This is a genomic window from Microbispora sp. GKU 823 (genome assembly GCF_002027145.1).
Taxonomy (GTDB): Bacteria; Actinomycetota; Actinomycetes; order Streptosporangiales; family Streptosporangiaceae; genus Microbispora; species Microbispora siamensis.
In genome coordinates this window covers 39,419-53,013 of the sequence record NZ_MWJN01000062.1, presented here as the reverse complement: position 1 = coordinate 53,013, position 13,595 = coordinate 39,419, and the positions used below count along the sequence as shown (strand labels likewise).

Annotated in this window: 18 protein-coding genes; 13 read left to right on the top strand and 5 right to left on the bottom strand. The window is 71.1% G+C overall.

Translation table 11 applies throughout. From position 1 onward, the window contains the following. From sucB to lipB, 4 genes are all read left to right on the top strand, one after another. Nucleotides 1–808 (top strand): 2-oxoglutarate dehydrogenase, E2 component, dihydrolipoamide succinyltransferase (gene sucB, locus B1L11_RS28105; protein WP_079317742.1); only part of this gene is annotated, 808 nt, incomplete at its 5' end. Between the two features lie 110 nt (nucleotides 809–918). Next, a complete protein-coding gene (locus tag B1L11_RS28100; RefSeq protein WP_079317740.1) occupies nucleotides 919–1,809 on the top strand; it encodes a TIGR01777 family oxidoreductase in 891 nt (296 codons plus the stop codon). A 34-nt stretch (nucleotides 1,810–1,843) separates the two neighbouring features. Continuing rightward, nucleotides 1,844–2,584 carry a peptidase E gene (locus B1L11_RS28095; protein ID WP_079317738.1) on the top strand — a complete coding sequence of 247 codons (741 nt, stop codon included), beginning with the start codon at nucleotides 1,844–1,846 and terminating at the stop codon, nucleotides 2,582–2,584. A gap of 2 nt (nucleotides 2,585–2,586) precedes the next feature. Then, complete coding sequence (gene lipB / locus B1L11_RS28090) at nucleotides 2,587–3,258, top strand: lipoyl(octanoyl) transferase LipB (protein WP_239108042.1); 672 nt, start codon at nucleotides 2,587–2,589, stop codon at nucleotides 3,256–3,258. Between the two features lie 3 nt (nucleotides 3,259–3,261). Here the strand turns inward: lipB and B1L11_RS28085 are convergent, their stop codons facing one another. Beyond that, nucleotides 3,262–3,549, bottom strand: a complete 288-nt coding sequence (locus B1L11_RS28085; protein WP_256862958.1) for a DUF6204 family protein — start codon at nucleotides 3,547–3,549, stop codon at nucleotides 3,262–3,264. Beyond that, nucleotides 3,546–4,199: a TetR/AcrR family transcriptional regulator gene (locus B1L11_RS28080; RefSeq protein WP_079317721.1), complete on the bottom strand. Its 654-nt coding sequence runs from the start codon at nucleotides 4,197–4,199 to the stop codon at nucleotides 3,546–3,548. Before B1L11_RS28080 ends, B1L11_RS28085 begins: the two co-directional genes overlap by 4 nt. 257 nt (nucleotides 4,200–4,456) lie before the next feature. Here B1L11_RS28080 and B1L11_RS28075 point away from each other — a divergent pair, with 257 nt between their 5' ends. The 4 genes from B1L11_RS28075 to B1L11_RS28060 all read left to right on the top strand — a co-directional run bounded on the left by B1L11_RS28075 (nucleotide 4,457) and on the right by B1L11_RS28060 (nucleotide 7,763). Then, complete coding sequence (locus tag B1L11_RS28075) at nucleotides 4,457–5,185, top strand: hypothetical protein (protein WP_079317719.1); 729 nt, start codon at nucleotides 4,457–4,459, stop codon at nucleotides 5,183–5,185. A gap of 135 nt (nucleotides 5,186–5,320) precedes the next feature. After that, a complete protein-coding gene (gene lipA / locus B1L11_RS28070) occupies nucleotides 5,321–6,262 on the top strand; it encodes a lipoyl synthase (RefSeq protein ID WP_079317717.1) in 942 nt (313 codons plus the stop codon). Between the two features lie 29 nt (nucleotides 6,263–6,291). Next, nucleotides 6,292–6,963, top strand: a complete 672-nt coding sequence (locus tag B1L11_RS28065) for a DUF4191 domain-containing protein (protein ID WP_079317715.1) — start codon at nucleotides 6,292–6,294, stop codon at nucleotides 6,961–6,963. Nucleotides 6,964–6,968: 5 nt separating this feature from the next. Further along, nucleotides 6,969–7,763: a class I SAM-dependent methyltransferase gene (locus B1L11_RS28060; RefSeq protein WP_079317713.1), complete on the top strand. Its 795-nt coding sequence runs from the start codon at nucleotides 6,969–6,971 to the stop codon at nucleotides 7,761–7,763. Between the two features lie 18 nt (nucleotides 7,764–7,781). On the opposite strand, the gene B1L11_RS45690 is transcribed toward B1L11_RS28060, so the two are convergent. Continuing rightward, on the bottom strand, nucleotides 7,782–8,057 hold the full coding sequence (locus B1L11_RS45690; protein WP_256862961.1) for a hypothetical protein: 276 nt from the start codon (nucleotides 8,055–8,057) through the stop codon (nucleotides 7,782–7,784). A gap of 26 nt (nucleotides 8,058–8,083) precedes the next feature. Here B1L11_RS45690 and B1L11_RS28055 point away from each other — a divergent pair, with 26 nt between their 5' ends. Beyond that, entirely contained in the window at nucleotides 8,084–8,482 is a 399-nt protein-coding gene (locus B1L11_RS28055) for a LuxR C-terminal-related transcriptional regulator (RefSeq protein ID WP_372974738.1), read from the top strand. Nucleotides 8,483–8,501: 19 nt separating this feature from the next. Here B1L11_RS28055 and B1L11_RS28050 read toward each other — a convergent pair whose 3' ends face one another. Further along, nucleotides 8,502–8,957 carry an RDD family protein gene (locus B1L11_RS28050; RefSeq protein WP_256862957.1) on the bottom strand — a complete coding sequence of 152 codons (456 nt, stop codon included), beginning with the start codon at nucleotides 8,955–8,957 and terminating at the stop codon, nucleotides 8,502–8,504. Between the two features lie 134 nt (nucleotides 8,958–9,091). Between B1L11_RS28050 and B1L11_RS28045 the strand changes: the two genes are divergently transcribed. The 3 genes from B1L11_RS28045 to glnA all read left to right on the top strand — a co-directional run bounded on the left by B1L11_RS28045 (nucleotide 9,092) and on the right by glnA (nucleotide 11,719). After that, nucleotides 9,092–9,502, top strand: coding sequence for a hypothetical protein (locus tag B1L11_RS28045; RefSeq protein ID WP_079317711.1), 411 nt, complete (start codon nucleotides 9,092–9,094; stop codon nucleotides 9,500–9,502). Nucleotides 9,503–9,504: 2 nt separating this feature from the next. After that, entirely contained in the window at nucleotides 9,505–10,125 is a 621-nt protein-coding gene (locus B1L11_RS28040) for a hypothetical protein (RefSeq protein ID WP_079317709.1), read from the top strand. Between the two features lie 169 nt (nucleotides 10,126–10,294). Next, nucleotides 10,295–11,719, top strand: a complete 1,425-nt coding sequence (gene glnA, locus B1L11_RS28035) for a type I glutamate--ammonia ligase (RefSeq protein WP_079317708.1) — start codon at nucleotides 10,295–10,297, stop codon at nucleotides 11,717–11,719. A gap of 383 nt (nucleotides 11,720–12,102) precedes the next feature. On the opposite strand, the gene B1L11_RS28025 is transcribed toward glnA, so the two are convergent. Next, complete coding sequence (locus tag B1L11_RS28025; RefSeq protein WP_079317704.1) at nucleotides 12,103–12,486, bottom strand: helix-turn-helix domain-containing protein; 384 nt, start codon at nucleotides 12,484–12,486, stop codon at nucleotides 12,103–12,105. 173 nt (nucleotides 12,487–12,659) lie between these two features. Between B1L11_RS28025 and B1L11_RS28020 the strand changes: the two genes are divergently transcribed. Then, entirely contained in the window at nucleotides 12,660–13,577 is a 918-nt protein-coding gene (locus B1L11_RS28020; protein ID WP_079317702.1) for an NADP-dependent oxidoreductase, read from the top strand. Nucleotides 13,578–13,595: the final 18 nt, after the last annotated feature.

Below are 13,595 nucleotides of genomic sequence, written 5' to 3'. Positions count from 1 at the left end.
GCAGGCGGCGCCCGCCCCGGCCCAGGCGCCCGCCGCCCCGGCCGCCGCCGCGCCCGCCGCGTCGGAGGTGCGGGTGGACACCACGCTGCGCGGCCGTACGGAGAAGATGTCGCGCCTGCGGCAGACCATCGCCAAGCGCATGGTCGAGTCGCTGCAGGTCTCGGCGCAGCTCACCACCGTGGTCGAGGTCGACGTCACCCGCATCGCGCGCCTGCGCGACCGGGCCAAGGACGAGTTCCTGCGGCGCGAGGGCGTGAAGCTGTCGTTCATGCCGTTCTTCGCGATGGCCGCGGTCGAGGCGCTCAAGCAGCACCCGAAGCTGAACGCCACGATCAACAGCGAGACCAACGAGGTCACCTACTTCGACGTCGAGCACCTCGGCTTCGCGACCGACACCGAGCGCGGCCTGCTCGTCCCGGTGATCAAGAACGCGGGCGACCTCAACATCGCCGGGCTCGCCCGTAAGATCGCCGACCTCGCCGAGCGCACCCGCACCAACAAGGTGAGCCCGGACGAGATCACCGGCGGCACGTTCACGCTGACCAACACCGGCAGCCGGGGCGCGCTGTTCGACACGCCGATCCTCAACCAGCCGCAGGTCGGCATGCTGGGCACCGGCGCGGTCGTCAAGCGCCCGGTCGTCGTGGACACCCCGGAGGGCGAGGTCATCGCGGTCCGCTCGATGGTCTACCTCGCGCTCAGCTACGACCACCGCCTGGTCGACGGCGCCGACGCGGCCCGCTTCCTCACGACGATCAAGCACCGTCTCGAGGAGGGCCGCTTCGAGGCCCAGCTCGGCCTGGCGTAGCCGTACGCCCGGGGCGGCGCGAGCCGTACCGCCCGGACGCCATCGGGGCCGTCCCGCGCTTCGCGGGGCGGCCCCCTGCGTTTCCGGGTAGTGACCCGTGCGTGGAGACGATGACGACAGTGGTGACGGGCTCCTCGGGACTGCTCGGAACGGCCCTGGTGCGCGCGCTGCGCGCCGACGGGCACGAGGTGCGCCGCCTCGTACGGCGCCCGCCCGCCGGGCCGGACGAGCGCTTCTGGGATCCGGCGGGCGGCGTGCTCGACCCCGGGGCGCTGGAGGGCGCGGACGCCGTCGTCCACCTGGCCGGCGCCGGGATCGGCGACCGCCGGTGGTCCGAGGCGTACAAGCGGGAACTGGTGGACAGCCGGGTCGGCGGCACGCGCACCCTCGCCGAGGCGCTGGCCCGCGCCGAGGGCGGGCCGCGGGTGCTGCTGTCCTCCTCCGCCATCGGCTTCTACGGCGACACCGGCGACCGTGCGGTGGACGAGTCCGCGCCGGGGGGCACGGGCTTCCTGGCCGATCTGGTGCGCGGCTGGGAGGCCGCCACCGCGCCCGCGGCAGAGGCGGGCGTGCGGGTGACGCCACTGCGCACGGGCCTCGTGCTCAGCGGCCGGGGCGGCGCGCTCGCCCGGATGCTGCCGATCTTCAAGATGGGCGCGGGCGCCGTGCTCGGCAGCGGCAGGCAGTACGTCTCGTGGATCTCGCTGCCCGACTGGGTGGACGCGGTCCGCTTCCTGCTCGCGCACGAACTGGCGGGGCCGGTGAACCTCACGGCTCCCGAGCCGGTGACCAACGCCGAGTACACCGCCGCGCTCGCCAGGGCGCTGCGCCGCCCGACGATGCCGCTGCCGGCCCCGCGCCTCGCGCTGCGCCTGGCGCTCGGGGAGTTCGCGGAGGAGGCCCTGCTCGCCGGTCAGCGGGTGCTCCCCCGGCGGCTGCTCGACGCAGGTCACCGGTTCGCCCATCCCACCATCGGCGAGGCGCTGGCCGCCGTACTCTAAAGAGTCATTCGATCCGGGAACAGGAGTGATGCGCATGAGCCGCATCGGGCAGTCGCACATCGTCGCCATCGGAGGCGGATCATTCCGGCAGTCGGAGCGGTACGGGTTCATCGAGCCGACCGCGCTGCTGCGTTACGTCCTCGACCTGACCGGTCAGGACCGCCCCAAGCTCGGGCTGCTCGCCACGGCCACCGGCGACGACGCCGAGTGGCTGCTCAAGATGTACGGCGCGTTCTCCCGCTGGGACGTCGAGGTGAGCCACCTGACGGTCTTCCCGATGCCGAACGTCGAGGACCCCCGCGAGTGGATCCTGGAGCAGGACGCGATCTACGTGAGCGGCGGCAGCGTCGCCAACCTCGCCGCGCTGTGGCGGCTGCACGGCCTGGACGAGGCGTTCGCCGAGGCGTGGCGGGCGGGGGTCGTGCTGTCCGGGCAGAGCGCCGGCGCGCTGTGCTGGCACGTCGGCGGCAACACCGACTCGTTCGGGCCGAGGCTGCGGCCCTGGGCCGAGGGGCTGGGCCTGCTCCCCTACTCCTGCGGCGTCCACTACAACTCCGACCCCCAGCGACGGGCGCTGTTGCACGAGTCGGTCGCGTCGGGCGAGCTGCCCGAGGGGTACGCCGCCGACGAGGGCGTGGCGCTGCACTACGTGGGCACGGAGTTCATCCAGGCCGTGACCACCGACCCCGAGGGGTACGCCTACCGGATCGAGCGGGACGGCCCCGCCGTCAAGGAGCTGCGTATCGAGCCCCGGCTGCTGACCTCTACCCTGTGAACGTGAAGGCCGATGGGAACGTGAAGGGCGTGGCCATCGTCCGCCTGGGCGTCGACGTACCGTACGAGCAGGCGTGGACCCTGCAGCGGCGGCTGCACGCCCGGCGGGCGGCCGACGAGATCTCCGACCTGTGCCTCATGCTGGAGCACGCCCCCGTCTACACGGCGGGCAAGCGGACGCTGCCGCACGAGCGGCCGGTCGACGGCACGCCGGTCATCGACGTGGACCGGGGCGGGAAGATCACCTGGCATGGTCCGGGGCAGCTCGTCTGCTACCCCATCATCCGCATCGGCGACGTGGTCTCCTACATCCGGCTGCTGGAAGAGGTCCTGATCCAGGTCTGCGCCGACTTCGGGCTGACCGCGCGCCGGGTCGAGGGCCGCGGCGGAGTGTGGGTGCCCGGCGACCCCGCGCACGGGCTGCCCGACCGCAGGCTCGGCACGATCGGCATCCGGGTCTCCGGCGGGGTCACCATGCACGGCTTCGCGCTCAACTGCGTCAACGACCTGAGCTGGTACACCCGCATCGCCGGTGACGACGCCGGGGTGACGTCGCTGGCGGCCGAGACCGGCCGGCGGATCACGGTCGACGAGGTCATCCCGTTCGCCGGCAAGCGCCTCGCCGAGGCCCTCGGCGAGGAGCCGTACGACCTGTACGAGGAGGATCTCGCCTGACGGCTACGCGCCGCGCCCCTTCCTGCGGATCTTGATCTGGCGCATGTCGGTCACCGCGACCCGCAGGATCTCGTACGGGTGCCCGTGCGCGTCCAGCGCGGCCATCGCTCCCAGCGCGGCCTCGTCCTCGCCGTCGTCCGGCCCCGCGGGCACCTGGCAGCGGAAGGTGAAGGCGGACACGCTCGCGTCGTGGGTGAACGTGCCGCCCTCGGTGTAGGCGGTGCCGCCCGCCGCCGTCACGGCGGCCCGGCCGGCGTCGTCGAGGCCCTTGAACTTTCCTCTGATCGTCACTCTGAACACGGTCGTCCCTCTCGTACAGCATAGGTGCGGACGCGCTCGCCCAGGAGGCTCTCGGCGACGTCGAGCAACTCCAGCACGGCGGCCGCGATGGCGTCCGGGCTCTCCCCCTCCGTCGTACGCCGCCCGATCTCGGCGTACACCAGCGAGTGGAGGCAGCCGATGTGCCAGGCGACCACGCGCGGCAGCGGGTCGCCGGCGTCGGCGCCGGTCTCCTCGGCCAGCGCGACCGCCAGCGCGTCGGTCATCTGGCGGCCGAGGTCCTCCAGCCGGGCGGTCAGCGTGGGGGCGGCCCGCATCATCTCCAGCACGCGCCCGAATCCCGCGCTCAGCCCGACCACGCGTTCGCGCCCGCGTATCTCCCGGCGCAGGCGCTGCAGCACGGCGACGGCCGCCGACTCGCCCGGCGGCCGCTCCCGCACGATGTCGGCGAGCCTCCGGGGCGACGCCTCCTCGGGCGGGAGCACCAGGTCCTCCTTGGCCTGGAAGTAGTTGTAGACGGTGTTCACGGAGACCTCGGCGGCCTGGGCGACCTCGGCCATCGTGACGTTGTCGAAGCCGCGCTCCACGAACAGCCCGACCGCCACCTCGGCGATGCGCCGCCGGGTCTGCCGTTTCTTGCGCTCCCGAAGTCCCTCGGCCATTTCTGAACTCTACTACAAATTTGCAATCAATTGCAGTTTTCGGCGTCTCGCCGAGCGGGTTGGCCTCGGAGATACTCGCGGCATGACCCTCTCCTCACCCCCCGGCGAGGTCCGTGCCGATCTGCTCCCCCGTGACGCCAGGAGGCGGTTCCTCCGGCTGCGGGGCCGGCGGCTGGACAGGCCCGGCCGGTCGGCCGCCAGCGCACGACCGCCTCTTCCGGTGCGCCCACCTGCGGGCGGGGATACGGCGGCGACCCGTGCTGCTCGTCGGCCTTCCGCTGCTGCTCAGCCTGACGCCGCGCGAGCGGGCGGGCATGCTCGGCGCGGAGCTCGCGCGCGAGGTGAGCGGCGACCCCGTCCGCGGCCTGTTCGTCCCGTCCGCCCTCGCCACCACGGGAGAGTGGCGGCACGCCCTGATGGGCATGCGGGTGGACCGGTATCGGGACTTCGGCGACCCCCACCTGGACGTACACAGCGGCGTTCCGGCAGGCAGGATGGCGTCGCAGGCGATCGGCAAGGTCACCGGCTGGGTGCTGGTGTGGCCGCTGTTCCTCGCCGAGCTCGCGCTGCGCCGGCTCGTCTCCGCCCAGTCGCAGCACGCCGTCTACTACGCCGACCAGGTCGCGGCCCGCGCCGTCTCGTCGCGGGCCGTCGTCGAGTACGTCGACGCGCTCACCATGGGGGAAAGCCGCCTCACCCCCGTGATGGCCGCGGCCAGGCGCGGGGAGACGGCCGAGGAGATCCGCGATGCCGCGCTCTCCAGGGACACCGACCCCGGCCTGGTGGCCGCGCGCCGGGAGGACTCCCTGGCCGGGCAGGCCGCCTGGCAGGCGGAGCCGCCGACGGCGCTGCGGGCCGTCCTCCTCGAGTCGGCCGGCGTCGACGAGGGCTCGGTGGGCCTCGGCTCCGGCGAGTCCGACCGGATCGACGCCGAGCTGTCGCGCCACCTCGCCCGGACGGTCCGGGAGCTGTCCCGGATCACCTGAGGGCAGGTAATAAGCTGGGCTCGTGAACGAGCGTTCCGACAGGCACGCAGGCCCGCGTACGGCGCAGGGCCGCGTGCTCCCGCTCGGACCCCGGGCCCGCGGACCGCTGCCGCGGAGTGCTGCGAAGGAAGTCGCATGACCGTCGCTCCTGAAGGCCGAAAGCTCCTCCGCCTGGAGGTGCGCAACAGCCAGACCCCCATCGAGAAGAAGCCGCCGTGGATCAAGACGCGGCTGCGCAACGGCCCCAACTTCAACGAGATCAAGTCGTTGGTGAAGGGCGCGGGGCTGCACACCGTGTGCCAGGAGGCGGGCTGTCCCAACATCTCCGAATGCTGGGAGGACCGCGAGGCCACCTTCCTCATCGGCGGCGACCAGTGCACCCGGCGCTGCGACTTCTGTCAGATCGACACCGGCAAGCCGGCCGAGTACGACAGGGACGAGCCGCGCCGCGTCGCCGAGTCGGTGCGCCAGATGGGCCTGCGCTACGCCACGGTGACCGGTGTCGCCCGTGACGACCTGCCCGACGGCGGCTCCTGGCTGTACGCGGAGACCGCCCGGCAGATCCACGAGATGGTGCCCGGCTGCGGCGTCGAGCTGCTCGTGCCGGACTTCAACGGCGACCGCGGCCAGCTCGAGGAGGTCTTCTCCAGCAGGCCCGAGGTCTTCGCGCACAACATCGAGACCGTGCCCAGGATCTTCAAGCGGATCCGGCCCGCGTTCCGCTACGAGCGCTCGCTGCAGGTCATCAGCCTGGCCCGCGAGGCCGGGCTGGTCACCAAGTCGAACCTCATCCTCGGCATGGGCGAGGAGCGCGAGGAGATCACCCAGGCGCTGCGCGACCTGCACGAGGCCGGATGCGACCTGGTGACCATCACGCAGTACCTGCGTCCCACCCCGCGTCACCACCCGGTGGACCGCTGGGTCAAGCCCGAGGAGTTCGTGGAGCTCCAGCGGGAGGCCGAGGAGATCGGTTTCGCCGGCGTCATGTCCGGCCCGCTCGTCCGCTCGTCCTACCGGGCCGGCCGCCTGTACCAGCAGGCGATCGCCGCCCGCGTGGGAGAGTCTCGTTTTCATTAAGTCAGCTCGGCGTTTGTATCCTTCAGACCATGGCGAAAGACGCAGCGGCTCCGGGACGCCTCAAGCAGCTCCGGATGGTCGCACAGATCATTCAGCAGGCGAACCCCAAGGGGATGCCGATCGTTTACGCGTCGGCTCTGGGCACGCTCGTCCTGTTCGTCGTCATCGGCGTGATCTTCAGCTGGACGTGGATCGTGTTCGGCGTCTTCGCCGCCGTACTGGTGGGGATGATCGTTTTCAGCCGGCTGGCGCAGAAGGCGCAGTATTCGATGCTCTACGGCCAGCCGGGGGCGACGTACGCGATCCTGCAGAGCCTGCGCGGCACCTGGTACGTCGAGGAGAAGCCGGTCGCGGTCAACCGCGACCAGGACCTCGTCTTCCGGGTCGTCGGATATCCGGGGGTCATCCTGGTCTCCGAGGGCCCGCCGAACCGGGTGCAGCGCATGCTCGTCGCGGAGAAGAAGCGCGTGCAGCGGGTCGCGGTCGACGTGCCCGTGTACGACGTCCAGTGCGGTGACGCGGAGGGCCAGGTCCCCCTGGCCAAGCTCCAGCGGCACATGATGAAGCTGCCCCGCAACCTGAAGAAGGGCGCGGTGTCCGAGGTCAACAACCGGATGCGCGCCCTCACCCCGGCCATCCCGATGCCGAAGGGCCCCATCCCCAAGGGTGCCCGGATGCCGCGCGGCCCCAAGATGCGTTGATCGCGTTGGATGTGGGAAGGCGGCCGGTCTCCCGGTCGCAGACCTCACGGGCCAACCGGGGCTGGTGGGATGGCGCGGCCGACGAATACCAGGCCGAGCACGGCGGCTTCCTGCGCGACGACGGCTTCGTGTGGTGCCCCGAGGGCCTGGACGAGGCCGAGGCCCGGCTGCTGGGCGACGTGGCGGGGCGCCGGATTCTGGAGATCGGGTGCGGCGCCGGCCAGTGCGGCCGGTGGCTGCTGGGGCGCGGCGCGACGGTCGCCGGCGTCGACCTGTCCTACCGGCAGTTGCAGCACTCCCGGCGGATCGACATGTCCGCCGGGATGAGGCTGCCCGTCGTCCAGGCCGACGCCGAGACGCTGCCGTTCGCGGACGAGTCGTTCGACCTCGCGTGCTCGGCCTACGGCGCACTGCCGTTCGTCGCGGACGCCGGGGCCGTATTGGCCGAGGTGCGCCGGGTGCTGCGGCCGGGAGGGCGGTTCGTGTTCTCCGTCAGCCACCCCGTGCGGTGGGCCTTCCCCGACGATCCGGGCCCGCGCGGCCTGACCGCCGACCGGCCCTACTTCGACCGCTCACCGTACGTCGAGTTCGGCGAGGACGGCGAGCCGTCGTACGTGGAGCACCACCGGACGATGGGCGACTGGGTGGGCCTGATCGCCGCCTCCGGCCTCGTCCTGACCGGCCTGACCGAGCCGGAGTGGCCGCCGGGCCACGACCGTACGTGGGGCGGCTGGAGCCCGTTGCGCGGCCGCCTGCTCCCCGGCACGGCGATCTTCCAGTGCGTCAGGCCCGCGTCGTAGGACCCGGCGGGGGCGGCGTCAGACGAAGTAACGCGCCCAGACGTACACCCAGGCCATCGTGATGCTCAGCGCGGTGACGAGGACGCCGTACTTGGTGAACTGCCAGAAGCCGATGCGGTGGCCTGTCCTGGCGGCGATGCCGACGGCCACGACGTTGGCGCTCGCCGCCACCGCGGTGCCGTTGCCGCTGAAGTCGGCCCCCAGTGCGAAGGACCACCACAGCGCCTGCCCGGTCCGCGCGTCCGGGGCCTGGGCGACCATCTCCTCGACGACGGGAGATCTCGCGGCGCGCACCCGGCATCCGCATACTCATCCTGTCGATGTACGACAACGAGCAGTACTTCTTCGAGGCGCTCAAGGCCGGCGCCTCGGGCTACGTGCTCAAGTCGGTCGCCGACCAGGACCTGCTGGAGGCCTGCCGGGCGGCGATGCGCGGGGAGCCCTTCCTCTACCCCGGCGCGGTCACCGCCCTCATCCGCGACTACCTCCAGCGCGCCCGGCAGGGCGAGCGCATGCCGGACAGCATCCTGACGCCCCGGGAGGAGGAGATCGTCAAACTCATCGCCGAGGGCAACTCGGCCAAGGAGATCGCGGAGACGCTCTTCATCAGCGTGAAGACCGTGGACAGGCACCGCGCGAACATCCTGCAGAAGCTCGGCATGCGCGACCGGCTCGAACTGACCCGCTACGCCATCCGCGCCGGCCTCGTCGAGCCGTGACCGCGGCCGCCCCGCGGAGTCAGAGGTTGACGACCACCGTGCCGCCCGCGCGGTCGTGCAGGCCGCGCCGGTCGCGGTCCCAGATGAGCGCGGGCACGGCGAGGCACAACAGCAGCGTGCGCACCAGCACGCCGAAGAAGGACGGCCGTCCGCCGTCGAGCCCGGCCACGCGGATGCCGAACAGGCGCATCCCCAGCGTCATGCCGATCGTGCCGACCAGCAGGACGTACTCCGCCGCGAAGATCCCGAGGCCGACCGCGCCGATGTCGTTGCCCTGGAAGCGCAGCAGGCCGCCGGCGATGGCCCAGGTGCACAGCAGCCAGTCGACGACGACGGCGCCGATCCTGCGCCCCCACCCGCGACCGCCCCGGGGCCCTGCTCGGGCAGGCCGAGGCGCTGCCCCGGATAGCCCAGGTCCACCCCGGCGGCCGCGGGCCCCCCATCCAGGTCTGCGTCCAACGCGGCTGCCGGTCACTCATGGTTTCCCAGCGTATCGGGGAGGGTCACCGGTCTGGCGTCCGGCCGCGAAGCCGTACATCATGGGCAGGCTTATCGCATTAAATCCCGATATCGTGAATCGTTTCCGACCTAAGCGCTTTGGAGGGAACCGTGCGGCCGGCGGACCCCGATGACATCGACGCGCGCTTCGAGGCGCTGGTCGCGCAGTTCGGCGAGGACGAGATCCGGAGGATGACCGCGGCGGCGGAGTCGGTCGCGTCACCGCCGGGACGGCGGCGCGGCCCGGCCGTGCTGGCGGTGATCGCGGGCCTGGTCGTGCTCGTGGGGCTCGTCGTCGTCCTGCGGCCCGACGTCCTGGAGAGGCTCGGCATCGTCCGCCCGGCCGCAGGCGGCGAGGACCTGATGATCTCCGGCCCGGTGGTCGCCCGGCCCGGGCCCGTGCTGACGCCGATCCCTGACGGCGAGGAGGGGCTGTTCGACCACGGCCCCGTCCCGGCGCCGTCCGCCGTCCCTTCGCCGGCACTCCCGCCGTCGACTACGCCGACGGGGAGCAGGGGCTGAGCATGCCCGCGGCCCGCGCGCTCGGCGGGCTCACGGAGAAGGAGGTCGGCCAGGCCCTGCAGCGCGTACGACGGTTGCTGTCGGCCGCACACCTCGATCCGGCCACCGTGCGGGGTGAGCGCCCGGAGGAGTTCGCCCGTCTGCTGCATCCACGGCAGCGCGAGGAGTTCCTGCGCCACCTGGACGCCGGCGGCCCCTCCGGCACCCGGTCGTGGCTGTTCAGCCTCGCCCCGGACACGGCCGAGCCGGTGGGGGACGTCGTGAAGGTCTCCGGCGAGACGACGATCTCCGAGAGGGCCGGCGGAGGCGTCACGATCGAGACGGACTACCTGTTCGTCCACCCGGTCAGCCGCCCCGGCGCACCCCTGACCGTGACGAGGGTCGTCGAGCACCACAGGAGCGAGTTCTCGGCGTACCGGGAGGGCGGCAGGCTCGTCGTCTGGCTGGCCGCGGACAAGTCTGCGCTCTTCGGTGCGAATTGCGACCCGGATGACGGATTCGTTCATCCGCGCTTCCCCGGCGACCCGCGGGGAGCGCGGCCCTCCGGCGCGCCGGTCGACCCCTACGACCGCGCCTCCGGCGTTTCCGCCGGGCCGCGCTGCCCGGCCGCGTTGGGCACCTGACCTGCGATAAGGCCGTACGATGGAGCCCGGGGAACGGCGGGCCGACGTTATCGCCGCGACCGCCCGGGTAGCGCTTTCCCTTAACACGCGCGAAACAATCGAGACATGGGGCGGAAACGGCATCGGCCTATTTTCGGGTTGCTAGCCCATGCCCCTGGGAGGTTCGAGAGTGTTCAACTCCGCCGATGACGTCCTCAAGTTCATCCGGGACGAGGGTGTGCAGTTCGTTGACGTCAGGTTCACGGACCTGCCGGGGACGACGCACCACTTCACCTTCCCGTCCGAGAACTTCGGTCCCAACGTCTTCACCGACGGCCTCATGTTCGACGGCTCGTCGATTCGCGGGTTCCAGGCCATCCACGAGTCGGACATGCTCCTGCTGCCCGACCCCTCCACGGCCGTGCTCGACCCGTTCCGTCAGCACAAGACGCTGAACATCAACTTCTTCGTGCACGACCCGCTGACCGGCGAGGCCTACAGCCGCGACCCGCGCAACGTCGCGCGCAAGGCCGAGGAGTACCTCAAGGGCACCGGCATCGCCGACACCGTGTTCTTCGGCCCCGAGGCCGAGTTCTACATCTTCGACGACGTCCGCTTCGAGACGAGGCAGAACGCCGGCTACTACTACATCGACTCCATCGAGGGCGCCTGGAACACCGGCAAGGCCTCCGAGGGCGGCAACCTGGGTTACAAGCCCCGCTACAAGGGCGGCTACTTCCCGGTCCCGCCGATGGACCACTTCACCGACCTGCGCTCGCAGATGGTGCGCAACCTCATCGAGGCCGGCATCGAGACCGAGATGCAGCACCACGAGGTGGGCACCGCCGGCCAGGCCGAGATCGACTTCAGGTTCGGCACGCTGCTCGAGACGGCCGACAAGCTGATGCTGTACAAGTACATCATCAAGAGCACGGCCATCCAGGCGGGCCGTACGGTCACGTTCATGCCCAAGCCGATCTTCGGTGACAACGGCTCCGGCATGCACTGCCACCAGTCCCTCTGGAAGGACGGCGAGCCGCTGTTCTACGACGAGGTCGGCTACGCCGGTCTGTCGGACATCGCGCGCTACTACATCGGCGGCCTGCTCAAGCACGCCCCGTCGCTGCTGGCCTTCACCAACCCGACGGTGAACTCCTACCACCGCCTGGTGCCCGGCTACGAGGCCCCGGTCAACCTGGTCTACTCGCAGCGCAACCGCTCGGCCTGCGTCCGCATCCCGATCACCGGCTCGAACCCGAAGGCCAAGCGCATCGAGTTCCGCGTGCCGGACCCGTCCTGCAACCCGTACTTCGCCTTCGCCGCCATGCTCATGGCCGGCATCGACGGCATCCGCAACAAGATCGAGCCGCCGGAGCCCGTCGACAAGGACCTGTACGAGCTGCCGCCGGAGGAGGCCCGCAACATCCCGCAGGTGCCGGGCTCGCTGGAGAAGGTGCTCGACGCGCTCGAGACCGACCACGACTACCTGCTGGAGGGCGGCGTGTTCACGCCGGACCTCATCGAGACCTGGATCTCCTACAAGCGTGAGAACGAGGTCGACCCGATCCGCCTCCGCCCGCACCCGCACGAGTTCGAGCTCTACTACGACGTGTGATCCGCTGACCTGTTGCCCTGGGCGGGGAACGCCCGCCCGGGACACACGACGGCGTCGTGACGAAAGGCCATCGGCCGCCCTCCACCAGGGCACGGCCGATGGCCTTTCGCATGCGTGATGGGATGAACGGCTTCGTGGCCTATGACCTGTATTTCTGGAAGTCCGCGACCGGCGAGGCAAGCGAGGTCTGCGATCGGCTGGCCGACGAAGACGTCCAGGGCGTAGACCCCAGTCCGGACACGCTCCTGTTCAGAGCCGAGGTATTACGACGCTGGCCAGACGTGGCGGACCACATCTCACCTTGGGCTCCGGATCTGGGCTGGTGTCAGCCGTAGGGCCGGCAGGCCTGCGCGCCGCCGCCCTGCTGCCCTGATGGCCGGCGTTCAGGCGAGGCGGGTGTCGTAGTCCTCGCGATTGGCGAGCACTTCGTCCATGTGCGCCTCAGCCCACACTTTGATGCCGCGCACCACGTGGTGGAGGGAGAGGCCGAGGTCGGATTGCTCGTAAGTGACGGCGACCGGCACCGTCGGGGTCACAGTGCGGGTGAGCAGGCCGTCGCGCTCGAGGGAGCGCGGCGTTTGGGTGAGCATCTTCTGGCTGACTCCAGCCAGTCGTCGCGACAGTTCGGAATAGCGCATCGAGCGCGGCTCACCGGAACAGTCGACCCCGGGGCGATGCGGGCCGTCGCTGCCGAGCGCGGCCAGGATCAGCGCAACCCACTTGTCGGAGATCCGGTCGAGCGGTTGGCGGCTGGGGCAGTTCGCCATGAACGCTTCGTAGTCCCCCTTCGCCTGTGCCCGCTTTTCCTCGTCGGCATCGACCGTTCCTTTCTACCGAGAGGTGACTTACACACTTCGAAGTGCGTACTTCCCATTGGAGAGTTACACGCCCATAGTGATGCGGGTCAGCAAGTCGAACACACGCCACGAGGAGCGAAACCGTGAGCACCGCCACCTTCCGCACCGCCGTCGTCCGCGCCCCAAGCGGGCCCGACTCGATCGAGATCATCGACGTTCCCGTCGTTGAGCCCGGTCCCGGCGAGGTCCGGGTGAGGATCGCCGCCGCGGCGGTCAACCCCGTCGACCTCGGGGTCGCGCGCGGCCTCTTCCACTCCATGGGGCTGATCGACCAGCCCGAACGTACCGGCCTGGGCTGGGACTTCGCCGGCATCGTCGTCGCCACGGGCACCGGCGTGGACCTGGCTGTCGGCACTCGGGTCGCCGGCCTGGTGGACGGCTTCGACCGCGACTTCGGCACCTACGCCGAGCAGCTCGTCGTGCCGGCCGTCGACCTCGCCGTCGTTCCCGACGTACTGGACCTGATCACGGCGTCGACGGTGCCGCTGAACGGGCTGGCCGCCGTCCAGATCGTCGACCTGCTGGGCGACGCGTCCACCGTCGGCAACCGGCTGCTGGTGACCGGGGCGGCCGGTGCGGTCGGCGGGTACGTCGTCTCGCTCGCGCAGGACCGCGGCTGGCAGGTGACCGGGCTGGCCAGAGCAGAGGACGAGGAGTTCGTCCGCGGTCTCGGCGCCGCGTTCACCACGCACGCCCAGCCGGGCTGGGACGCGGTCGCCGACGCTGCAGCGCTGCAGGAGCAGGGTCTCGCCCTGGTCCGCGACGGCGGGGCCTTCGTCGGCGTCCAGCCGAGCGCCAAGCCGGCCACGGAGCGCGGGATCACCGTAGATGTCGTGGTAGCACACCCCGACGGCGCTCGACTGGGCGACCTGCTCGCCCGCGCCGCCGCCGGCGAGCTGCCGGCCCGAGTGCACGCGGTTGTGCCGCTGGGCCAGGTCGCCGATGCCCACCGGGCCATGACCAAGGGCGGCGTGCGCGGTCGGTACGTGCTCCAGCCCTGAGCAGCTTGCCTAACCATG

Coding starts and splice junctions, on each gene's coding strand:
- B1L11_RS28100 (WP_079317740.1), top strand. CDS start 919: ATGACGACAGTGGTGACGGGCTCCTCGGGACTGCTCGGAACGGCCCTG.
- B1L11_RS28095 (WP_079317738.1), top strand. CDS start 1,844: ATGAGCCGCATCGGGCAGTCGCACATCGTCGCCATCGGAGGCGGATCA.
- B1L11_RS28080 (WP_079317721.1), bottom strand. CDS start 4,199: ATGGCCGAGGGACTTCGGGAGCGCAAGAAACGGCAGACCCGGCGGCGC.
- lipA (WP_079317717.1), top strand. CDS start 5,321: ATGACCGTCGCTCCTGAAGGCCGAAAGCTCCTCCGCCTGGAGGTGCGC.
- B1L11_RS28065 (WP_079317715.1), top strand. CDS start 6,292: ATGGCGAAAGACGCAGCGGCTCCGGGACGCCTCAAGCAGCTCCGGATG.
- B1L11_RS28055 (WP_372974738.1), top strand. CDS start 8,084: ATGTACGACAACGAGCAGTACTTCTTCGAGGCGCTCAAGGCCGGCGCC.
- B1L11_RS28040 (WP_079317709.1), top strand. CDS start 9,505: ATGCCCGCGGCCCGCGCGCTCGGCGGGCTCACGGAGAAGGAGGTCGGC.
- B1L11_RS28025 (WP_079317704.1), bottom strand. CDS start 12,486: ATGGCGAACTGCCCCAGCCGCCAACCGCTCGACCGGATCTCCGACAAG.